We start from the raw sequence: 22337 nt of genomic DNA, 5'->3' as shown, positions 1-22337 counted from the left end.
AAATGAATCAGCTACCGCTCCGTATTTTATCGATCGACGTTTTAAGGGCCATCACCATGTTGCTGATGATCTTTGTAAACGATGTGGCCGGTGTATCGCACATTCCCGAATGGATAAAACATACTGATGCCAATGTGGATGGCATGGGCTTTTCTGACCTGATTTTTCCTGCCTTTCTGTTTATTGTAGGGCTCTCGTTGCCTTTTGCTTTGGCAAATCGCAAGAAAAAGGGTGATAACGCCTGGCAATTGATTGGTTACATTGCATTAAGATCGCTCGCGCTAATTGTAATGGGATTTTTCCATGTTAACCTGGAGAATTACGATCAGGCATCGGCCTTGTTGCCTTATCCGGTATATACATTATTGGTAACCTTAGCCTTTTTTCTTATCTGGTTAGATTATCCGGCCAATGTTTCAAAACCAAAAAAGTACAGCTTTATTGCTTTAGGCATTGTTTTGCTGGTAGTTATGGCCTGGCTTTACAAAGGAGGTAATGCCGAAGAACCACAAGGCTTAAAACCACATTGGTGGGGTATTTTGGGGATTATTGGCTGGGCTTACCTGGTTTCGGCCCTGGTGTTTTTATGGTGCGGCTCCAGCTTATTGGTTTTACTTTTCGCCTTCACCGTTTTTGCGGGCATTAATTTAACTACCCATTTGGGCCTGATGCACCTGCATATTCCAATCGTGGGCGATGCTTCTTCCATAACCTTAATGCTTGCTGGTGCTTTAGTATCGGCACTGTACAAGAAAACGACCAGCAAGGATAAACCATCCGATTTTTGGTTTTTAACCGCATTCTATGGCCTGTTAGCCTTCTGTTTCGGTATGTTTATCAGGCCTTACGCCGGTGGTATTTCTAAAATTTATGCTACTCCGGCCTGGGTATTCGTATGCATGGGGATCTCTATCCTCGTTTTTGAGCTGTTAATTTTTCTGGTTGATGTGAAAGGGAAGAAGGATTGGTTTAAATGGATTAAGCCCGCCGGAACCAGCACTTTAACCTGTTACCTCATTCCTTATGTATTGTATGCGGTGATGGGAATCATGCATTTCCACTATCCTCATTTCTTAAATGCTGGTGTTGGTGGCCTCATCAGGTCGGTTTTGATTTCCTTTTTGGTAATCGGTATCGTTGCATTTTTAGAAAAGAAAAAGTTGCGTTTAAAAGTTTAATTTTTAAAATAGATGTTAAAACAAATTAAGTATATAAGCCTGTTCATCCTCTTGTTATCCAGTAACTTATTGTTTGCACAGCAATCGGTTAGGTTAAACAATAACTGGGAGTTTTTAAAGCAAGATTTAGGTGGCGTTTGGGAAGCTGTGCGCCCGGTGGGTGCGGGTAACCCTGAGTCGGTTCCCTTGTGGCAGAAAGTAAGCCTGCCACATTGTGTAAATGCTGAGGATGCAGTAGATCCTGATGTGAATTATTATCAGGGACCTGCCTGGTACCGCACCAACCTGAAGATCGAAAACCCTTACCAAAACGGAAGGACCATATTGCATTTCGAAGGTGCCGGACAGAAAACCGAAGTATATGTGTACACTACAAAAGTAGCAGCGCATGTGGGTGGCTATGACGAATGGACGGTTGATATTACCGATGCAGTTGCGGCTTTCCAAAAAACAGAAGTATACCAAAAGCAGTTTAAAGGTAAAGTACCGGTTTCGGTACGGACCGATAATTCGAGAGATCTGGAAATGATTCCTTCCAATTTGTCTGACTTTAACGTTTACGGCGGCATTTATCGCTACCTTAATCTGGTTTACACGCCACCCTTATCGGTTGATAAAATGTTTGCCAAAGCCGAGGTTGATGCGGAGGGCAAATTGGGGAAATTGAGTGTTAAAGCGAGGTTTTATAATCCTGCTCATGTAGGAGGTGCAAGTATAAAATTTAGATTGGTTGCCCCGAATGGAAAAATTGTAACTGAAACGTATAAAAAGATCGAAATTTCGGATGATCTAAGACTTTGGGATGTAGAAATTAAAAAACCTTTTTTATGGAATACGGATAAACCCGCACAATATACCCTGCAATACGAAGTCGTTTCAACTACCGGAAATTACAAGGGCGAAGAGAAAATCGGATTCCGCAATATCGAATTTGTAGAAAAAGGCCCCTTCAAGCTAAACGGGCAACGTTTGCTGTTACGCGGTACCCACCGTCACGAAGATCATGCTGGTGTAGCTGCCGCCATGACAGAGGGTATGATCCGTGAGGAAATGCAAATGATGAAAGATATGGGCGTTAATTTTATTCGCCTGGGGCATTACCAGCAGTCGCGCATTGTTTTAAACCTCTGCGATAGTTTGGGCATCATGGTTTGGGAAGAAATTCCCTGGTGCCGTGGTGGCTTAGGTGGTGAAATTTACCAGCAGCAAGCCAAAAGAATGCTCACCAATATGGTAGAGCAGCATTATAACCATCCGGCTATTATTATCTGGGGCATGGGTAACGAAAACGATTGGCCCGGCGATTTCCCTGAGTTTGACAAAGAAAAAATCAGGACTTTTATGAAAGAACTGAATGACTTATCGCACAAACTGGATAAATCGCGCTATACCGCCATTCGCCGTTGCGATTTCTGTAGCGACATTGTGGATGTATATTCGCCTTCTATCTGGGCTGGCTGGTATCGTGGTGCCTATACCGATTATAAAAAAGCTTCGGAAGATGAATTTGCCAAAGTAAAGCGCTTTTTACATGTTGAATGGGGTGGCGATAGCCATGCATTACGCCATTCGGAAAACCCCGATAAAGCTTTAAGTAAAATTAAAACAGGAGGTGCAACCGATGAAAGGGCAGGCGATGCCTCGTTGTATGGTGGTGCAGCCCGTATTTCTAAAGATGGCGACTGGAGCGAATCGTACATCACCAATTTAATTGACTGGCATTTAAAAGAGCAGGAAAATATGCCCTGGTTAAGTGGTACCGCTTACTGGCCTTTTAAAGATTTTTCTACACCGGTTCGTCCCGATAATCCGGTGCCTTACATGAACCAGAAAGGGGTGGTAGAACGCGATTTTACTAAAAAAGAAGCTTACTATGTTTTTCAATCTTATTGGACAAGCCAGCCCATGGCACACATTTACGGACATAGCTGGCCGGTACGCTGGGGCGATGCAGGCGAAGAAAAAATGGTTAAAGTGTATTCGAACTGCGCCGAAGCCGAGATTTTCCTGAATGGCAAAAGCTTTGGAACCAAAAAGCGCAATAGTCAGGATTACCCTGCAGCCGGTCTGCGCTGGAACCTGCCATTTGTAAAAGGCGAGAACACCGTTAAAGTGATTGCCAAAAAAGGAAAGGAAACGGTAACTGACGAAATTAAGTTTAACTATCAAACCGAAAAGTGGACAAAGCCTGCTCAGCTCGAACTGAAAAAAATCGATCAGCAGGGCGATACCGCTACGGTAGAAGTGAAGCTTTTAGATAGCCAGAACATACTTTGTTTAGATGCCATAAACTGGATTAGTTTTGGTTTAACCGGAGATGGTAAATTGATTGACAATCAAGGCACTTCATCAGGTTCGCGTAAGGTGCAGGCCTACAATGGCAGGGCCATCATTAAGGTAAAGCTAAACAAAGGACAAAGCGTTGTTTCTGTTGCAGCTGAAGGTTTAAAAACAGTATTCACTACATTATAATTTACCATGAAAAGAATTATTTCCACTGTATTGCTGGCGGTTTGTTGCCTGGTGGTAACAGCTGCTAATCCGGCTGTTTGGCCAGTCCCACCAAAGGCCGGTAATTTAGAAAAAGAAGCTACGGTTTTATTAAAGAAGCAGATTCTGGCCGAAGCAGCCTGGGCGATGAAACAAGCCCCGGTTACCATTACCGACTCCTCATCGCCACGAAGTGCGGGCGGTAAGCACGATTTTTTCTCCGAAGCCGATTATTTCTGGCCCGACCCGAAAAACCCGGATGGACCATATATTAACCGGGATGGAATGACCAATCCTGATAATTTTGTGGCACACCGTAAGGCCATGATTCGCTTTAGCAAAGTAATTGGTGCACTGGCCTCGGCCTATAAAATTACCGGCAACGAAAAGTATGTGCAGCAAGCTGTTAAACATTTTCAGGCCTGGTTTATCAATTCAGCCACGCTGATGAATCCAAACCTGCTTTTTGCACAGGCTATAAAAGGCCGGTTTACCGGACGTAACTACGGCATTATCGATACCATTCATTTAATGGAAGTGGCGCAGGGTGCCCTGGTAATGGAAAAAGCCAAAGCATTTGATAAAGAAACCGCAAAGGGAGTGAAAAAATGGTTTAGCGCGTATACGTTGTGGCTAAACACCAGTAAGCCCGGTATTCAGGAGAAAACAGTAAAAAATAACCATGCCACTTGCTGGGCCATGCAGGTAGCTTCATTTGCAAAGCTTTGCGGTGATGAAAATATGCTCGATTCGTTGCGCAACAGCTACAAAACCATACTATTGCCAAACCAAATGGGAAACGATGGCAGCTTTCCACTCGAAACCGTGCGCACCAAACCTTATGGTTATTCTATCTTTAACCTCGATGCCATGACCATGCTTTGCCAGATCTTATCAACTCCGAAAGATAATCTCTGGAATTTTGAAACAGCAGATGGCAAATCCATTAAGAAAGGGATAACTTATTTATACCCGTTTATTGCCGATAAAAGCAAATGGACGCTAACGCCGGATGTAATGTACTGGGAGAACTGGCCTGTAGCACAACCCTTTCTGTTATTTGGCGCAGTGCAGTACAAACAGGCAAACTGGTATGCAGCCTGGGCAAAATTAGACCACCAACCTCAAGTAGAAGAAGTAATTAGAAATTTACCTATCCGTAACCCTTTAATCTGGTTATAATATGAACATGAAAATAACACTAACGGCATTGAGTATGCTGTTTATCACCGCAGTAAAGGCACAAAAAACTGATGTGAAAAAAGCATTTGCAGCGGCAGCAAAACAAACCGATGTACTGGTAAAAAACGTAGATTCGGCACGAAAAATAAAGCCGAATCTGGTTTCGCCGCGTACGGTAGAAAACGGTCAGTTTAAAATGGTGATTTCAAAAGACTGGACCAGTGGTTTCTTTCCGGCAGAGTTATGGTATTTTTATCAGTACACCAATGATAAGAAATGGCTCGATCTGGCCCGAAAATATACTGCAGACATTAAAAAAGAACAGTTTAATACAAGTACGCACGATTTGGGTTTCATGGTGTATTGTCCCTTTGGCAATGGCTACCGTTTAACCAACGATACAGCCTACCGTTCAGTAATTATCCAGGCGGCAAAATCGCTTTCTACCCGCTTTAATGTTAAATCGGGAGTATTAAAGTCATGGGATCATAGCGGTAGTAAATGGAAATTTCCGGTAATTATCGATAACATGATGAACCTGGAACTGTTGTTTGAAACCACCAGGTTAACCGGCGATTCGTCTTTCTATAAAATTGCGGTTTCGCATGCCAATACTACGATCAAAAACCATTTTCGCCCCGATTTTAGCTCTTACCACGTAATCGATTACGATACCTTAACGGGTAATGTACGCCAAAAAGTAACTGCACAAGGCTACGCAAACGAATCGGCCTGGGCCCGTGGGCAGGCCTGGGCATTGTACGGCTATACCATGTGTTACCGCGAAACTAAAAATAAGGCATATTTGGCTCAGGCTGATGGTGTTGCTGGATTTATCTTAAACAGTAAAATTACCCCAGCTGATGGCATTCCTTACTGGGATTATAACGATCCTAAAATTCCGGAGGTATCCAGAGATGCTTCTGCTGCGGCGATTACGGCTTCGGCACTTTACGAGCTGGCCAAATACAGTAAAAATGGTAAAAAATACAAAGCTGCTGCCGATAAAATTTTATACTCCTTAAGTACAAAATACACCAGTAAGATTGGCGATAACTATGGCTTTATTTTAGAGCACAGCACAGGCCACCGTCCGGCTAAATCAGAAATAGATGTGCCGATTAACTACGCCGATTATTATTACCTGGAAGCTTTATTAAGAAGTAAAAACTAAAAAGATGAGAACCTTAAAGCTATTCGTTTTTGCAATTGCGGTAACAGGCATATTATTGTCCATGCGTACCGATCGCGCACCTAAAAATAAGGTAGTTATTGGTTACGTTGGTGGCTATAAGGGCCTGGTCGATGTCAGTAAAATATCGGCAGAGAAACTCACGCACATTAATTATGCTTTTGTTGATGTAAAAAATAACCGCGCTTACTTGCACCGCGAAGCAACCGACACCACCAATCTGCAACAACTTAACCTGCTTAAACGTAGAAATCCGGCGCTTAAAATCCTGATTTCGATTGGAGGTTGGGCCTGGAGCGAAAATTTTTCGGATGCTGCCCTTAGCGATACTTCGCGCAAGGCTTTTGCAGCCAGTGCAGTTAAAATTATCGAAAAATATAAACTGGATGGGGTAGATGTTGATTGGGAATATCCGGCAATTGCAGGCGAAGAAGGGAATGTTTTCAGGCCGGAAGACAAACAGAATTTTACCTTATTGCTTAAAGAGTTGCGTTTAGAGCTGGATACCTTAGAAAAACAGGAACGTACCAAAAAGCTTTTAACCATAGCCGTTGGTGGCTTTACCAATTTCATCAACCATACCGAAATGGATAAAGCACAGCAATATCTTGATTTTGTGAACCTGATGACTTACGATTTTTACCACGGTCAATTAGCTGGTCACCATACCAATCTCTACAACTCTAAAACCCATCCGGCCGATAATTATGCAGATAAAACCTTTCGCGAATTTGTGGCAGCAGGAGTTCCGCCGGCAAAGCTGGTGATGGGTGTGGCGTTTTACAGTCGGGCATTTACACTTAAAAACAGCGCTACAAAAGGTTTAGGTGATAGTGTGTTAAGCGGCAGATATGGAAAGGGTTATACTTTTATTAAAGATAGTCTCATTAACCAGAAAGGTTTTACCAGATATTACGATAAAGAAGCTAAAGCGCCTTACCTCTATAATGCAGCTACACAAGAATACATGACCTATGATGATGAGCAATCGGTTAAGGAGAAGTGTGCCTATGTGCTAAAAAATGGTATGGGCGGCGTAATGTTCTGGGAGTATGATTCAGATTTGAATGGCTATTTGCTAAACCAGATCAATAAAACTTTAAAATAAAAAGAGGATTTAGGGCTATTTGGTATAACCTAAAATCACTAAATAACGATGAAGATGAAACAAAATTTAAGCATCCTGTTAATTTTGGCCACTGCATTTAATGTTGCAGCCCAAAACAAAAAAACAGTTAAACCGGCTGCCGTTTACAGTGTTGCAAATAAAAAAGTAACGGTTTACACCACTGCCGAAAAATCTGAATACCGGATCAGTAAAACTGAAACTTTAAGTTTTACCATCAATAAGCAACCCTTTGAAACAGAGCCATGTATTTTTGTCGATCCAACGGTGAAATATCAGTCGCTGGTAGGCATTGGCGGTGCCCTAACCGATGCATCAGCCGAAACATTTGCCAGGCTCTCTAAAAAGAATCAACAGGAACTGCTTACGGCCTATTATAATCCCGAGAAAGGGATTGGCTATACTTTGGCGCGTACCAATATTGCCAGTTGCGATTTTTCGAGCGGAAGCTATACTTATGTACAGGATAACGATAAAGACCTGAAAACCTTTAGTGTAGCGCACGATCAGGATTATAAAATTCCATTGATTAAACAGGCTATCGCTGCCTCAGGTGGTAAACTGCCTTTGTTTGTAAGTCCATGGTCGCCACCAGCCTGGATGAAAGACAATAACAGCTTAATTCAGGGCGGGCATTTACTGCCGGCTTACCGCCAAAGCTGGGCCAATCACTATGTAAAGTTTATAAAAACCTACGAGTCAATGGGTATTCCGATTTGGGGTTTAAGCGTGCAAAACGAGCCTATGGCCAAACAGCGCTGGGAATCGTGTGTGTTTACCGCCGAAGAAGAACGCGATTTTATCAAGAATTTTTTAGGTCCAACGCTTCAAAAATCCGGTTTGGCTTCAAAAAAACTTATTGCCTGGGATCATAACCGCGATCAGATTTTTCAACGTGCCAGCACCATTTTAAACGATAAAGATGCCGCCAAATATGTGTGGGGCATAGGGTTTCACTGGTACGAAACCTGGACAGGTAGTGGCATGCAGTTTGGCAATGTAAAACAAACCCATGATGCCTATCCCGATAAAGCCTTGATTTTTACCGAGGGTTGCAAAGAAAAATACGATGTAAACAAATTAGACGACTGGACCTTGGGCGAACGTTACGGTTACTCCATGATTAACGATTTTAATGCCGGAACAGCCGCCTGGACGGATTGGAATATCCTTTTAGACGAAAAGGGAGGGCCAAATCATGTGGGCAACTTCTGTTTTGCCCCGGTACACGCCGATACCAAAAATGATAAATTGATTTACACAAATGCCTACTATTATATGGGACATTTTTCTAAATTTATCCGCCCGGGAGCTAAACGAATTGGATCGGTATCAAGCCGCGATAAACTGCAAACCACTGCTTTCTTAAATACCGACGGAAAGCTGGTTGTAGTGGTTATGAATCAAACGGACGACAAATTAAAATACAGTTTATGGATTAAAGGCGAGGCTGCAACCACAACAAGTCTGCCGCACTCCATAACCACATTGGTAGTAGAATAAACTAAAAAACTAAACAAATGATGAAAGAAGTGGAAAGCCCCTTTTCCCTAAAAAACAAGGTTGTAGTCGTTACAGGTGCCACAGGTGTTTTGGGAGAGGCTTTTGTTAATGGATTGAACAATGCTGGTGCAAGCATTGTGGTGCTGGGCAGAAACGAAGAAATTGCCAAACTCAGGGCCGAAGAAGTAGTTAAGGCTGGCGGAAAGGCAATTTATATCATTGCCGATGTATTGAACGAGCAGGATTTGGCAGCAGCCAATACCCGGATTATCGAAACTTATGGCCGTATAGATGGCCTGGTAAATGCAGCTGGTGGCAATGTAGCCGAGGCTGTTATTCAGCCGGGCAGCGATGTTTTCGACCTGAATGTTACCGCTTTAAAACAAGCCTTCGATTTAAATTTGTTTGGTACCATTCTGCCAACCCAGGTTTTTGGTAAAGAAATTGCCAAAAACGGAGGTAGCATTGTTAATATTTCTTCGGTATCGGCTAACCAGGCACTTACCCGAGTTTTGGGCTATTCGCTGGCTAAATCATCAATAGAAAGTTATACCAAATGGATGGCTGTAGAGCTGGCCAACCGTTACGATGATAAAATCAGGATGAATGCCATTGTACCCGGCTTTTTTATCACTCACCAAAACAGGGCTTTATTAACCAATCCCGATGGATCTTTAACTGCAAGAGGGCAGGCCATTATTGCTAAAACACCTTTTAAAAGATTTGGTGCCCCCGAAGAACTCATTGGCGCGCTGGTGTATTTGCTTAGCGATGCTTCGAAATTTGTTAACGGCGAAAATATTAAGGTAGACGGTGGATTCAGTGCCTTTTCAGGCGTTTAAAAACCAAAAATCGGTGTAATCTTATAAATCAGTGTAATCATATATAATGAAAAAATTAGAACAAACCTGGCGTTGGTACGGACCAAACGATCCGGTTAGCTTACAGGACGTTAAACAGGCGGGTGCAACAGGGATTGTATCTGCATTGCATCACATTGCCCACGGCGAAGTATGGCCGCTTGAAGATATCAAAGCAAGAAAAGCTATTATTGAAGCGGCTGGCCTAACCTGGTCGGTAGTAGAAAGTGTACCCGTACACGAAGCCATTAAAACCCGTAGGGCAGATGCAGCGCAATACATCGAAAACTATAAAACCTCATTACGCAATTTATCCGCCTGCGGACTTAAGCTGGTATGTTACAATTTCATGCCGGTATTGGATTGGACCCGTACACAGTTAGATCTCGAAATGACCGATGGTTCTAAAGCCTTGTATTTTAACTGGATCGACCTGGCTATTTTCGATCTTTATATTTTAAAGCGCGAAGGTGCAGAATCAGATTATTCAGCCTCAATTTTAAAAAGGGCTGAGGATAAATACGCTACGCTAAATGAGCAGGAATTAGTTGATCTGCGCATCAATGTGTTAATGGGCATCCCGAACGAAAAGGAAATCGAACTCGAAACCTTGCGCGAAAGCATTAACGAGTATAAAGCGATTGGAACACAGGGATTAAAAGAGAATTTGAAGTTTTTCTTGTCGTCAATCGCTGAGGTATGTACCGAAGAAGGGATTAAAATGACGATCCATCCTGATGATCCGCCGTACCCGATTCTAGGTTTACCACGTATTGCAAGTACTTTAGCAGATTTTAACTACATCATAAAAGAAGTCGATCAGCCTTTTAACGGGGTTTGTTTCTGTACAGGTTCATTAGGCGCCGGTGTAGAAAATAATGCCCTCGAAATCTTTAATGCAGTTAAAGAGCGTGTTTATTTTGCGCATTTACGTAATGTTACCAAAGATGACGATGGTAGTTTCTATGAAGCCGATCATTTGGGGGGCGATGTAAACATGTACGAAATTATGAAAGCCCTGACGGAAGAAAATGCTACTCGTGAAAAGTCGATTCCTTTCCGTCCGGACCATGGGCACCAGATGCTCGATGATTTAGCGAAGGTTACCAATCCCGGTTATTCTGCCATAGGCAGGTTGAGGGGGCTGGCAGAGTTGAGAGGTTTGGAGATCGGGGTAACGGGGAATTATTAATCAACATCAAATAAAACAAATGCGCACAGAATTAATGGTGCGCATTTTTTGTTTTAACCATATAAGAAATATAAGTTTGAATATCTGATATGACTTATATGGTAAAAAAAAAGCTTTGAATATGCTAACACGACTTATATATTTTAACCATAGCAGAAATATAAGCTTGAATTTACTGATATGACTTATATGGTAAAAAAAAAACGCTTTAAATGTGCTAACATGATTTATATGGTAAACGTTATGGCCTGAAATTTGACTAACTTTGATTATGGAAAATAGCAACCCCCTTAAAACCATTTTAAAGCCCTCAGTCATTCATGATGATTTACCAGAGGTTAAAAAGCCTGAGCATTTGCGCAAGGTACCGTTAACACACGATGATGCTTTGCCAGAAAACCCTGAAAGGAATTATCACCACGATGATCCCGCTAGCTACGGTCACGACGAATTGAGACAGGCTGATGATGATATATGGAATGGGGAAGATGCCTAAACAGGTTTTTTAGCTGAAATAACGATATAAAAAAACGGTTTAATTTAGGTTAATAATATTTTTTAAGCGCCGAAGCTAAATTTAATTGCTTCTCTCTTAAATACTTATTTGAAAACTGAAAACCGCCTTCTAAATAGTTTAAAATATATTTTTACTTATTCAATAGAACTCCTATATTTGCAGCTCATTAAAAAAATGAGCCTCGGTAGCTCAGTTGGATAGAGCAACGGTTTTCTAAACCGTGGGTCAGGGGTTCGAATCCCTTCCGGGGTACATTTAAAGCTTTCAGTGAAAACTGGAAGCTTTTTTTATTTTAACCTATCTCTTTTTGTTTCGCATTTGGCGCGCAACTGGCGCGCGCTAGTTTGAAATTATTTAATTGACTCAAATGTAGATGAGGTAATCTTGGGAGGATACTTGATACATGTTTACAAGAACAATTTAAGGTAGACCTTTTTCAAATGCCCTTTTTGCATTATCATAATTCCGATACTTCTCATGATTAAGCCAGCTAATCATTGCCCCTTGGTTAATTAACGCATGATATGCTCGGTTTATATCAAATTCAGGGTTGAGTTCAAATTCCTCGTCATAAAAGCAAGTAGCCTCATTTACAACTTTGCCGTTAATCACCGTTAGATATAATTCATGCACAGTGATATCTGCGAAGTCTTCAAAATAGGTGAGTATAAATCTATCTGGATTAATTTCTTTTATTAAAGAAGCCAGGGATGAAAAGTCATAAGTAAATAGTTCTTCTTCATCGTCGCTGTATTTCTCCTGCACCGCAGAAGCAGTGTTTAATGCAGTAGACAAGTCATTACAACTAACGACGTGAGCAATAAAAACACTAAGAGAACTCCATTTTACATCATATCTATCAGGATCTAAGGGTATTACAAATGACCTGTTTTCCCTGAAGTGTACGATGTCAGCAGGTACTGCTACATTATCCAATACTATTAGTGCACAAATTAACTGAGCCATATCTTTATTTTATTAAATATAAACCATACCTCATGCATATCCAAAATTTAGTAATATGGTTGTGTCTATTTAAATATTGCGCATGACCCAAGCTTTCAGATCAACTAAGTCAAGACAATAACGGAATAAATAGCCTGTGTAGTGGCCACTTGGGCGTTTATGCCGGAATTTCTTGAAACGTGTTGAGGGGACAAGCTATAGCAGGACGAGGCACCTTATAAAAAATCAAGAGACTCAGCCAGATTAAAACACAAGCGGTCACTTCCAGTAACCAATGGGGAATTTCTCCGGAAAGTATTTTTGGAATTCGCTTTTCAGGTTGTGGGATTCAAAATTATCATCCTGGATTTTGCCCTCTGGGGTTACCAGTACATAACGGGGGATTCCATTGAACTTGAATAATTCTCTCAGCGCCAGATACTCATCAGCTGTGATTCTATGCGTATTAGACATCAGGTTCTTTTTAGTGTAATCCTCATAAAATGCCGCTCCTGTTCCCTCGCTATCTGTTACAAATACAAAGTCAAAATCAGGATTGTCCTTATATTTTTTGCGCAACTCCAGGCTGCTTTCTATTCCCGCACGACATGGGCCGCACCATTCCGCCCAAAAATCAACGATCAATACCTTCCCTTTACCTGGGTTGATGATTTTTTTGAATACCGCTGCTGCTTTTGTATCAGGTAGATCGTAAGCCACCTTTCCTAATTTATATTGGTCATACATTCGCCCCATCTCATCCAGCAGAAAGGGTTCTTGCAGGGTTTTTGATAAGTCAGCGGTTTGCTGGGCAAAACTTTTCTCTTTGTACTGGTAGAATCTAAAATCAGAGGTTAATGCGCGGAGTTTGGCAATGTCGTAAACCAAATTGGTCTTTTTGTTTTTACTTAGATAGGCTGAGTCCAGTTTCTGAAAGCCATTGGAGTTCTGGTTTTGATAAATAACCTTCCGTTCGAAGACAGGAGAAAACTCAAAGCGGTTTACAAACGTCGAAAAATCATTGGAAACTAACAGCAATTGATCATCCAAATCAATCTTACTTAAAAAATCGAAGTAGTTTGCAGGCATGGGCAACTTCAATATTTCGTTGTCCGGCGCTTGCTTCTGGTAATAGGCCCGGGACATTCCGTAATCAAATAAATAAACGGCATAAATCAGATCAACCTGGTTGGCTATCATCTTCCTTACCCTCTCCGGCGTTTGCTTTACTTGCATGACACTGTCTACCTTTTTTCTGGTACTTTCCCAATTGTGAAGCTGGGTTTGTTTGAAGTCATCGGGCCGCTTTGTTTTGCGGTACTCATTTAAATTGTTGTAGTCAGCCCTTGGCAGTTCAATGGCAGCTAATTGATCGTTGATTGCTTTATTTATACCCAGGTACGCTGTGCGCTTATCATCCACAATAATCCCTGTTGTAGTTCCGGGACTTGCATAAAATTTTATGCTTTGATTGTTAAAAAGTATATGGGAATATATAGGATGTATAGCTGTCATGCTGCATTCAAATCTCCCGTCCCCGTAAATCCTTACTGTATTTGGTAAATCTTCTCCAGTAATGTTATTTCCATGATAGATAATGCCACTGGCATATTTTGCGTTTTTATCATAGCCTTTTATGTAACCAACAATTTTGATAGAATCGCGCAGAAAGAAGCCTTTTTGGTTCGCTTTCTGTTTTTTAACTGCTGTTTTTTCAGTTAGCCATTTCTGGACATAGCCAGGAATCGAAGCATCGGCTTTAGATTGAACTGTGCTTTGTGCTTTGGTGGTGATTACCAAAAGGATGAATGAGAGCAGCTTAAGATATTTCATGAGTACGATTAATTTTTAAATGAATGTAGGGAATAATTATCTCATTTCCACAAATCTGGCACCATGAATAGGCTGCAAATTGCATATTTCAGGAAAAGGCTTGCCCTGGTTTTGCAGCTTAGTAATGAATCCGAAAGCGCACAACAGTTGCCGAAAACCCGCTTGAATGGTTCCGGTTATCTTGGTCTGAACTGATGCCAGGCACTGCGGTTATAATATGAGCTTCCTGATGGAAGTTCCGGTGCTGCAGGCCATAAGCCGGCTGGCATGATAGGCGGTGGGGGATATGAATTGTAAATGCTATTGGGTAAAGCCTCAATATTTTTCAGCTGCTTTTAGGTAAAAATAATTCAGATATATTTGTGTTATGTTCAACAGCGGCATCCTGATGCCTATTATCATTATTTCGGGTATGGCCTACAGCATACTGGCCAGAAAACTGACCATTGCTGCTGCTTTTACGGGTGCCATACTTGCACTTGTTATTTTTAATGCGGCAGGGTACACCGGGCTGGCAATGATGACCACTTTTTTTATCCTCGGTTCAGTCGCCACCTCATGGCAGCAGCATAAAAAGCAGGCTTTTGTTGTAAGAGCAGAAACGCTAAAAGGCCGCAGTGCTTTGCAGGTACTCGCCAATGCCGGGGCTGCAGCGATTGCGGGTTTGATAAGCCTGTGTTGTCCGAAGCTGGCTTATTTAGTACTTCCGACAATGGCGGCTGCTTTTGCCTCAGCTACCGCCGATACACTCTCCTCAGAGCTGGGAATGGTTTACGGAAAACGCTTTTTTAATGTTGTTTCTTTTAAGCCCGACAGCTGTGGAATGGATGGGGTAATTAGCCTGGAAGGAACTCTGATTGGTATTGTAGGCAGCTGTATCATAGCCGGTATTTATGCCTTGGGATGGGGCTGGAACAATAGCTTTTTCCTTATTGTATTTGCAGGGACAGTTGGTAACCTTACCGATTCTGTACTCGGGGCAGTTTTGGAGCGAAAAGGGAAAATCGGGAATGATGTGGTTAACTTTTTAAATACCGTGGCTGCAATGTTAGTGATGCTGTTGCTAGGCTGGGTTTTTCTTTAAGTTGCTTGCTGTTGTTTAGTTTTTTAAGTGTATATCTGATGTATACTCGAGATGGTATAACACATTAAAACCATAAAGAAATACTGATCCCGGTTAAGAGCGCTGCTGATCCTGAGAATATCCTTATTTTTGTTCAATGAAAGAAAACCTGCTCGAACAGTTTGGCCATATCGATATCTATTTATTTGATCAGCTTTTAAAAGGAACTTACAATGATTGTCGATCTATTCTGGATGCTGGATGTGGACAGGGGAGAAACATAGCTTATTTTCTGCGTTCAGGCCATGAGGTTTATGGTGTCGATTCTGCTGCTGTCAACATCGAAAAGATCAGACAGTTAGCCGCACCGTATGCTCACACTTCATCCGCAGAAAATTTCAGTGTCGGACTGGTCGAAAATCTACCCTTTGAAGATGAACGTTTTGACCTCGTAATTAGCAGTGCAGTACTTCATTTTGCAAACAATATTCAGCATTTCGAAGATATGCTAAACTCCATGTGGCGCGTAATACGCCCTGGAGGCTATCTGTTTTGTCGTTTAGCCTCCGATATCGGCATTGAAAAGCTGGTTCGCCCGCTAGGCAACGGGAAATATATCTTGCCCGATGAATCTGAACGTTTTCTGGTGAATCAGGAAATGCTGTTGCGATTTACTGCGAAACTTGCAGCCACCTTACATGAGCCAATTAAGACCACCAATGTACAGGATTTGCGCGCTATGACTACCTGGTGCTTACGCAAATAGGCCTGCTCCATGCTGTTTAAAATAACTGATATTCGGAGGCTGTGGAGAAAAACAGCAGACAAAATTACCGGGGTGCTATAGCTGCGGTTAACGGTTATCTTCTCCCAGGTACCCGCCGTTACAGTCCATACATGCATTGGCATAGACATCATATTCCTCGTAAGCTGCACCGGGTTTCCCGTACAAGGTGATAATCCTATCTATCCGGATGTGTTGGTTATGATCGAGCAGAATAAAGATTCCAGTGTCTGGATTGTCTATAATCTGGCTAATACTGCCTTCGGCCACATCTATTTCACCTGACTCATTAAAGTAAAATAGGTTTTGATTTGGGAAATGGAGGGGTAAACCCTTCGCAAAGCCTCGTCGATGCTTACGAAATGACTAACGGGAAAGCAATTGCAGATGCAGCAAGTGGCTATAATCCGCAAGCACCCTACACAGGCCGCGACCCGAGATTAGGTGCTACCATATTGTTTAATGGAGCAAGTTTTAAAGGTCGGCCGATAGAAACTTTTGACGGAGGTTTAGATGGACCCCAGAAAGTTAACGGATCATTAACGGCTTACTACATGAAAAAGCATGTAGATGGCAATTAAACCTCACTACCGGGCAAACCAGCCAGCACAATTATGTGTATTTCCGTTTGGCAGAAATGCTGTTAAATTACGCTGAAGCCAAAAATGAGGCAGAAGGCCCTGTTACAGATGTGTATACAGCAGTTAACAGGGTTAGGAGTAGGGTGGCCATGCCAAACCTGCCGGCAGGGCTGAGTCAAACGCAAATGCGCGAACGCATCAGAAACGAACGTCGCATTGAACTGGCTTTTGAAGGACACAGGTTTTGGGATACCAGAAGATGGAATACTGCCAAAGAACTATTTAACGGACCATTCTATGGTATGAAAGTAACCAAAACAGCAACCGGTTTTACCTATTTGCCTTACCAGGTTGAGAACAGGATTTTCAGGGAATATATGAACCTGTATCCCTTTCAGCAGCGCGAGCTGCTGGCTAATCCTAAGCTGATTCAGAATCCGGGCTGGAGCCGCTAATCGGCGCAAGATTTTTAGTAGTTGTTGATTGGAGAGGGGCCTCAGGTTTGGGCCCTTCTTTTTTTGCTTTTAGAGCAGGTTAAAAGTTATTTGTATTTAATTAAGCGCATAAAGAAAAATTTATTATGTTTGAATGTATGAACATATTGGCGTTGTGGAATGATGAATGTGCTGCACAACTCGTGAGGAAGCGATAAAGGAAAATACTTCCGGCAAAATGCATGCAAATAAAGCATCGGTAATAATTCAAATAATTGTAGTTTAAAGTGATTCATATTAAGATTTTTATTCATCCGGAAAATTTGATTCAGGCCATTTGACCTCAGTCAGCTTTAACCGGACAATAACAACCAAATGAAACCTTAATTAAATTAACTAATGTCATTACAGACCTGCAAAAAACTAAGGAATGCTGTGATCGTGTTCCTTGCATTCGCCAGCTTCTGGGGAAGCAACGTTTTCGGCCAAACAGCATTTTCTACTGATTATTTAAAAATCAGCATCGATCACAAAGGCTACATTACCAGCTTTAAGAACATCACCAAAAAGCCCAACCGCGAATTTAGCCCCGGCGATAAGCCATCGCCATTATTACGTTTATACAACAGTGCCCAAAATAAATATTTAGCGCCATCGAAAGCGGTTTACGCTGAAAGTAAAAAAACGCTGTCTTTGTATTACCCTAATGGTTCAGTCGCTACCGTGAAATTAGAACCAAAAGCAAAATATTTTAAGCTAACCTTATTGTCGCTTACCAATCGCAAAGGCATTGAGGCGATTGAATGGGGCCCGATACACACCAATATTACCAATCTTTTGGGCGAAATTATAGGTGTGGCACGCGATACGACTACCGCTGTAAATTATGCAATAGGTATGCTTGCCTTAAATGATAATACCCTTGGAGGAACGGCAGAAACGATTGGAGATGCTGCTCCTTTTCAATACATTATCCATACGCCCGATGCTAAACGTTTTCCCCTGCCTGCGAATCTGCATGAGGGACAGGTATTTTCGTTAGGAGGAAACGGCATTAGTGATGTGGCTTTTTATGCCCATAAAGAACCCTGGTACAGGATTATGTACGGAAATGCAGCAACGGTTGATAAACAGGGAATGATATCGCTGGCTTACCAATCGAGAGACAGAGGTACAGAGCGGGAGGTGAATTTTTCATTGATTCCAAATATGGAAGCCAATAAACCCAATCATTTACAGGTGCAGCCATTGCCAGGCGTAAACTATATCGGATCTTCAATAGCTTTATGGGGCAGTCCGGATAGTACGGCACTAATGGATGTAATTCAGAAAATAGTTTTAGCCGAAAAACTTCCCTATCCAACAATTAACGGGAAATGGGTAAAAGATCCTACAGCTTATATTCCAGATGTATTAACCAGCGGGGCTTTGTATGACAGTATTATTCCATACACCCGAAAGCTGGGTTTTAAAACAATAAGTTTATACGATCAGGGCTTTTTAAGGGCAAACCGTGGCAATAAAGGTTATCTGGATGGAAAGAATTTTGAGAAGAAACCATTGAAATTAACCAGTGGAAACCTATCTCACAAAGAGTTTTCGGCAATGGCAGCCAAATATGGCATAACAATAGGCCGAACGCCGATTACCAATTCACTGGCTCCCGGTACCATGGATGCCAGCCCTGTTCCAAGCGATAGTTTATGCTATCAGCAAAAACGTTTGCTGGTAAAAGCGATCAGCGCAACCGATACCATCATCCTGGTTAATGATCCAACCCATTTGGAAGAAGTAGCCAGCTGGGAAGGGCATTGTGCAAACCTGAATATGATTAAAATAGGCAAGGAACTTATTCATTACATGGGCGTATCTATCGAGAAACCTTACCGCCTTTTAAATGTAAAAAGAGGGTACTGGAACACAAAACCATCAAATCATGCAGGCAGAGATACCATTTATAAACTGCAGGTAACGGTTAATTATGGGTACGACGGCTTGATCCCGAATATTCAGCTGCAGGATGAAGTTGCACGTTATTTTGCTGATGTATGTGCCATTAATGGTTTGCAGTACTACGATTTTGACGGACAGGAGTTTTTGTTCAATAACGGTCATGGTTATTATTCTACTAAACGTTTCTTCCGTAAAATGTTCGAGCGGGCGGATGAATTAGGCGTTCCCTCAATACGCTTTACCGGTGCTACACTATCTGAAGGTTCGTGGCATTACCAAAGTATCTGGAATGTGGGTGGAGGCAAGAATCTATACGATGTAGATACCCGGGAGTGGGGCAGCACAACCAGTCAGGGAAAAGATTTACGCGACGTAACCTATGCCAACTTTTTTCCTGTGGGTATGGGCGGAAATTTCCCGATTAAAGCGGGTTCAAAGGTAGAAGATTATGAGCACGTACAAGCCATTTCGGTAGGCGTGGGCACAACTTATAGCCTTACCTTAAACCAGAAAGATGTTGAAAGTTGTCCGCAAAAAGAGGCCATATTTAAAACGATCAGAACCTGGGAAGAAGCCAGGGCTGCCAATGCTTTTCCGCGGTGGATAAAGAAGGAACTCGCAAATCCGGCGCTATCATTTCGCCTGGAAGGTATAGATGCAGATCACTGGAAATTATATAAGCTAAACAAAGATGGATCTGGTAAACAGTTCTTTGCCAATTTAACCAGAGATAAATAGTAGAAAATATTTTTGACCTTATGAATCTAAAGAAAAATAAGCTGACTATAAAATCTTTAATAAAACAGATGTTTAAGGCATCGGCAGTAAAAGGCATTTTTTCAGCTTTGCTGCTTTTTGGTTTCATACAAGCCACAGCACAAAATGCTCAGTTAGCAGATGCGGGCAAGAAAAAGACTGGCGTAACCGACATTTGGGTGGTGTTTAAAACACATTTTGATTTGGGTTTTACCGATTTACCCGAAAATGTATTTAAGCGTTACCGCGAAGAAATGATGGATAATGCTTTAAGTGCAATCGAAAAAAGTGAAAACGCACCAAAGGAAAAGCAATTTGCCTGGACCGTGTCGGGATGGCCGCTTCAGGCTCAGATATTAGGCCCGCAACAAACTCCCGAAAGGAAGACAAGAATTGAGAAAGCCATCAGAACGGGTAAACTGGTTGTACACGGACTTCCTTTTACCACGCATACCGAATCGTTAGATTATGAAGACCTGGTGAGGGGACTGGGCTTTTCTTCGGCTGTTGCACGCAAATATGGCTTGCCTTTACCCATCAGTGCTAAAATGACCGATGTACCCAGCCACTCATGGATATTGCCCACTTTACTGAAACAGGCAGGTATTCAGTTTTTGCAATTGGGATGTAACCCGGCAAGCCAGTATCCGCGTTTTCCTGAATTATTTTGGTGGGAAGGAGCAGATGGCTCTAAAGTATTGTGCAACTATACGGCCGATTACGGCTCCAGCATAAAGCCAACCCAAAACTGGCCCTGTAAAAATTATCTGGCCATGCAAATGACCGGCGATAACCACGGACCGCCTTCACAGCAGGAGATTGATAAACTTTTGGCCTATGCAGAAAAAGAACTGCCCGGCATTAAAATACATTTTGGTACGCTTGATGATTTTGCCAAAGCAGTTTTAGCGGAGAAAGTACAGTTGCCTACAGTTAAGGGCGATTGTCCGGATACCTGGATTCATGGCTTGCAGTCCAATCCCATTGAAACCAAAATTGCCCGAAATATCCGTCCAATGGAACCAGCACTGGATATGCTCAATACCCAATTGAAAAACTGGGGAATTCCTGTCGGATCTGTTTCCGGTAACCTCGCAAAAGCTTACGAACAAAGTTTATTGTATGCCGAGCATACCTGGGGCATGAATGCCGAATATGGCCCGCGTTATAGCTACGGCGATGCCTGGAAAAAATGGATGGAAGAAGCAGAAGCTGAACCGCTACCCGAAAATGGCAATTATGCAGCTTTAAAAAACAGTAATGCGCATAACACCGCTGTAGGGAGTAAACGTAAATGGCTGCGTTCTTACGAGGATAAGCGCCAGTACATCCGCAACACAAATGATCTGGTAAGCAGTGAGTTAAATAGTAAGCTTAACCTGCTTGCAGCAGCTGTTAATACCAAAGGGAAACGCGTTGTAGTCTATAATCCATTGCCATGGAAAAGATCGGGCATGATAGCAAATCCATGGGAAAAAGGCAAATACTTTTATGTAAAAGATGTGGCACCATCGGGATACAGCACCTATACCTTTGATCAACTAAAAGAAAGTGTAACCAGCAACGATGAGCAAACTACCCTTACAACTCCATATTTCAAAGTGGTGTTCGATTTAACTAAAGGAGGCATCAGTTCTTTAATTGAGCAATCAAGCGGTCGCGAACTGGTCGATAAAAAATCGAAATATGCGCTGGGGCAATTTTTGCACGAACGCTTTAGTGCCAATGAAGTTAACCAGTGGTTTAATGCCTATAGCCGCGTAAAGGATGGCTGGGGCTTAAACGATTTGGGTAAACCTGGTATGCCCGATGCTACACAGGTACCATATCTGGCCTTTACACCTCAAGCATGGAGCATTCAGGTTGAACACAGCACTGTAGCCGATGTAGCTACCCTAACCGCAGTAAGTACTGATGGTTATGCAAAGGGCTATACCCTTAAATTTACTTTTCCGCGCCAGGCCGGCTATGTAGATGTAGCCTGGAGTGTAGATGCTAAAACACCTGATAAGCAGGCTGAAGGAGGCTGGCTTTGTTTTCCGTTTAACGTTAAGCAACCTAACTTTACCCTTGGACGTTTGGGCGGACCTGTTAATCCGGCCAAAGATATCATTAAAGGCACTAACCGCTATTTGATGGCGGTAAATACCGGTGTTGCACTTACGCAAAACGATCAGTCGGGTGTTGCATTATCTTCGGTTGATGCTCCGCTGGTAAGTTTGGGCATGCCGGGTTTGTGGAAATATGATCTGGATTATGTGCCAACCCAACCTGCAGTATTTGTGAATTTATACAACAACATGTGGAACACCAACTTTGCTTTATGGCAGGGGGGTAGCTGGACGGAAAATGTACGCGTTTGGCCGCTTGGTAAAGGTTCGGAAACGGTAAGTAATCTCATTAAAAACGGCTGGGAAACCCGCTTACCGCTATTAACCGGGCTGGCAGACGGAGCCCCGGGTAAATTGCCATTAAATAAAAGCGGAATAGCTGTTTCGGAGCCAGGAGTTTTAATTACGGCTTTTGGCGAAAACCCGGATGGCAAAGGAACGGTTTTACGCCTTTGGGAACAAGCCGGAAAATCAGGGGCTTTAACCCTTACGCTACCCGGTAAACAATATGCAAAAGCAGTGCCGGTAAATCTTCGCGGCGAGGTGGTGGGTAAAGCCATCAGTATTGCAAATGGAAAGTTTAAGTGCAACATTAAAGCATTCGGACCGGCCAGTTTTATATTGCAGTAAAAGTTTA

The 22337-nt window shown here is 42.4% G+C and carries 18 protein-coding genes and 1 tRNA gene; 16 read left to right on the top strand and 3 right to left on the bottom strand.

The features are described 5' to 3' along the window. The first annotated feature begins 2 nt into the window (after positions 1 to 2). From HWV58_RS11775 to HWV58_RS11730, 10 genes are all read left to right on the top strand, one after another. Positions 3 to 1178 carry a DUF5009 domain-containing protein gene (locus HWV58_RS11775; RefSeq protein WP_175634289.1) on the top strand — a complete coding sequence of 392 codons (1176 nt, stop codon included), beginning with the start codon at positions 3 to 5 and terminating at the stop codon, positions 1176 to 1178. Between the two features lie 12 nt (positions 1179 to 1190). Beyond that, on the top strand, positions 1191 to 3650 hold the full coding sequence (locus HWV58_RS11770) for a glycoside hydrolase family 2 TIM barrel-domain containing protein (RefSeq protein WP_175634288.1): 2460 nt from the start codon (positions 1191 to 1193) through the stop codon (positions 3648 to 3650). Between the two features lie 6 nt (positions 3651 to 3656). Beyond that, positions 3657 to 4850 (top strand): alginate lyase family protein, encoded by a 1194-nt coding sequence (locus HWV58_RS11765; protein ID WP_175634287.1) that lies wholly within the window; start codon positions 3657 to 3659, stop codon positions 4848 to 4850. 7 nt (positions 4851 to 4857) lie between these two features. Beyond that, the gene (locus HWV58_RS11760) at positions 4858 to 6024 is read left to right on the top strand and encodes a glycoside hydrolase family 88 protein (protein WP_175634286.1); all 1167 of its coding nucleotides are present in this window, start codon (positions 4858 to 4860) and stop codon (positions 6022 to 6024) included. 4 nt (positions 6025 to 6028) lie between these two features. Continuing rightward, on the top strand, positions 6029 to 7150 hold the full coding sequence (locus tag HWV58_RS11755; protein WP_175634285.1) for a glycoside hydrolase family 18 protein: 1122 nt from the start codon (positions 6029 to 6031) through the stop codon (positions 7148 to 7150). 54 nt (positions 7151 to 7204) lie between these two features. Beyond that, complete coding sequence (locus HWV58_RS11750) at positions 7205 to 8671, top strand: glycoside hydrolase family 30 protein (RefSeq protein ID WP_175634284.1); 1467 nt, start codon at positions 7205 to 7207, stop codon at positions 8669 to 8671. A 17-nt stretch (positions 8672 to 8688) separates the two neighbouring features. Next, complete coding sequence (locus tag HWV58_RS11745) at positions 8689 to 9513, top strand: SDR family oxidoreductase (RefSeq protein WP_175634283.1); 825 nt, start codon at positions 8689 to 8691, stop codon at positions 9511 to 9513. 46 nt (positions 9514 to 9559) lie between these two features. Next, positions 9560 to 10723, top strand: a complete 1164-nt coding sequence (gene uxuA / locus HWV58_RS11740) for a mannonate dehydratase (protein WP_175634282.1) — start codon at positions 9560 to 9562, stop codon at positions 10721 to 10723. A 271-nt stretch (positions 10724 to 10994) separates the two neighbouring features. After that, the gene (locus HWV58_RS11735) at positions 10995 to 11219 is read left to right on the top strand and encodes a hypothetical protein (RefSeq protein ID WP_175634281.1); all 225 of its coding nucleotides are present in this window, start codon (positions 10995 to 10997) and stop codon (positions 11217 to 11219) included. A gap of 199 nt (positions 11220 to 11418) precedes the next feature. Continuing rightward, a tRNA-Arg gene (locus HWV58_RS11730) sits at positions 11419 to 11492 on the top strand. A 168-nt stretch (positions 11493 to 11660) separates the two neighbouring features. Here the strand turns inward: HWV58_RS11730 and HWV58_RS11725 are convergent. Beyond that, on the bottom strand, positions 11661 to 12206 hold the full coding sequence (locus tag HWV58_RS11725; protein WP_175634280.1) for a hypothetical protein: 546 nt from the start codon (positions 12204 to 12206) through the stop codon (positions 11661 to 11663). Positions 12207 to 12464: 258 nt separating this feature from the next. Further along, a complete protein-coding gene (locus HWV58_RS11720) occupies positions 12465 to 14018 on the bottom strand; it encodes a thioredoxin-like domain-containing protein (RefSeq protein ID WP_175634279.1) in 1554 nt (517 codons plus the stop codon). 388 nt (positions 14019 to 14406) lie between these two features. Here HWV58_RS11720 and HWV58_RS11715 point away from each other — a divergent pair, with 388 nt between their 5' ends. Both HWV58_RS11715 and HWV58_RS11710 read left to right on the top strand, forming a co-directional pair. Continuing rightward, a complete protein-coding gene (locus HWV58_RS11715; protein ID WP_217706985.1) occupies positions 14407 to 15102 on the top strand; it encodes a DUF92 domain-containing protein in 696 nt (231 codons plus the stop codon). A 136-nt stretch (positions 15103 to 15238) separates the two neighbouring features. Continuing rightward, on the top strand, positions 15239 to 15847 hold the full coding sequence (locus HWV58_RS11710; RefSeq protein WP_175634277.1) for a class I SAM-dependent methyltransferase: 609 nt from the start codon (positions 15239 to 15241) through the stop codon (positions 15845 to 15847). Between the two features lie 87 nt (positions 15848 to 15934). Here HWV58_RS11710 and HWV58_RS11705 read toward each other — a convergent pair whose 3' ends face one another. Next, on the bottom strand, positions 15935 to 16135 hold the full coding sequence (locus HWV58_RS11705; protein ID WP_175634276.1) for a hypothetical protein: 201 nt from the start codon (positions 16133 to 16135) through the stop codon (positions 15935 to 15937). 41 nt (positions 16136 to 16176) lie between these two features. Here HWV58_RS11705 and HWV58_RS24505 point away from each other — a divergent pair, with 41 nt between their 5' ends. From HWV58_RS24505 to HWV58_RS11685, 4 genes are all read left to right on the top strand, one after another. After that, complete coding sequence (locus tag HWV58_RS24505; protein WP_175634275.1) at positions 16177 to 16446, top strand: RagB/SusD family nutrient uptake outer membrane protein; 270 nt, start codon at positions 16177 to 16179, stop codon at positions 16444 to 16446. Positions 16447 to 16502: 56 nt separating this feature from the next. Next, a complete protein-coding gene (locus HWV58_RS11695; RefSeq protein ID WP_394354240.1) occupies positions 16503 to 16901 on the top strand; it encodes a RagB/SusD family nutrient uptake outer membrane protein in 399 nt (132 codons plus the stop codon). Positions 16902 to 17279: 378 nt separating this feature from the next. Beyond that, positions 17280 to 19571: a hypothetical protein gene (locus HWV58_RS11690; RefSeq protein WP_175634274.1), complete on the top strand. Its 2292-nt coding sequence runs from the start codon at positions 17280 to 17282 to the stop codon at positions 19569 to 19571. Between the two features lie 68 nt (positions 19572 to 19639). Beyond that, entirely contained in the window at positions 19640 to 22330 is a 2691-nt protein-coding gene (locus tag HWV58_RS11685; protein ID WP_175634273.1) for a glycoside hydrolase family 38 N-terminal domain-containing protein, read from the top strand. The last annotated feature ends 7 nt before the right edge of the window (positions 22331 to 22337 follow it).

The sequence above is a fragment of the Pedobacter ghigonis genome (genome assembly GCF_903166585.1).
In the GTDB taxonomy this organism is placed as follows: Bacteria; Bacteroidota; Bacteroidia; order Sphingobacteriales; family Sphingobacteriaceae; genus Pedobacter; species Pedobacter ghigonis.
This window is presented reverse-complemented; position numbering and strand designations above follow the sequence as displayed.

Coding starts and splice junctions, on each gene's coding strand:
- HWV58_RS11750 (WP_175634284.1), top strand. CDS start 7,205: ATGAAACAAAATTTAAGCATCCTGTTAATTTTGGCCACTGCATTTAAT.
- HWV58_RS11755 (WP_175634285.1), top strand. CDS start 6,029: ATGAGAACCTTAAAGCTATTCGTTTTTGCAATTGCGGTAACAGGCATA.
- HWV58_RS11725 (WP_175634280.1), bottom strand. CDS start 12,206: ATGGCTCAGTTAATTTGTGCACTAATAGTATTGGATAATGTAGCAGTA.
- HWV58_RS11745 (WP_175634283.1), top strand. CDS start 8,689: ATGATGAAAGAAGTGGAAAGCCCCTTTTCCCTAAAAAACAAGGTTGTA.
- HWV58_RS11690 (WP_175634274.1), top strand. CDS start 17,280: ATGTCATTACAGACCTGCAAAAAACTAAGGAATGCTGTGATCGTGTTC.
- HWV58_RS11715 (WP_217706985.1), top strand. CDS start 14,407: ATGCCTATTATCATTATTTCGGGTATGGCCTACAGCATACTGGCCAGA.
- HWV58_RS11710 (WP_175634277.1), top strand. CDS start 15,239: ATGAAAGAAAACCTGCTCGAACAGTTTGGCCATATCGATATCTATTTA.
- HWV58_RS11770 (WP_175634288.1), top strand. CDS start 1,191: ATGTTAAAACAAATTAAGTATATAAGCCTGTTCATCCTCTTGTTATCC.
- HWV58_RS11765 (WP_175634287.1), top strand. CDS start 3,657: ATGAAAAGAATTATTTCCACTGTATTGCTGGCGGTTTGTTGCCTGGTG.
- HWV58_RS11685 (WP_175634273.1), top strand. CDS start 19,640: ATGTTTAAGGCATCGGCAGTAAAAGGCATTTTTTCAGCTTTGCTGCTT.
- HWV58_RS11735 (WP_175634281.1), top strand. CDS start 10,995: ATGGAAAATAGCAACCCCCTTAAAACCATTTTAAAGCCCTCAGTCATT.
- HWV58_RS11775 (WP_175634289.1), top strand. CDS start 3: ATGAATCAGCTACCGCTCCGTATTTTATCGATCGACGTTTTAAGGGCC.
- HWV58_RS11760 (WP_175634286.1), top strand. CDS start 4,858: ATGAAAATAACACTAACGGCATTGAGTATGCTGTTTATCACCGCAGTA.
- HWV58_RS11695 (WP_394354240.1), top strand. CDS start 16,503: ATGCTGTTAAATTACGCTGAAGCCAAAAATGAGGCAGAAGGCCCTGTT.
- HWV58_RS11720 (WP_175634279.1), bottom strand. CDS start 14,018: ATGAAATATCTTAAGCTGCTCTCATTCATCCTTTTGGTAATCACCACC.
- uxuA (WP_175634282.1), top strand. CDS start 9,560: ATGAAAAAATTAGAACAAACCTGGCGTTGGTACGGACCAAACGATCCG.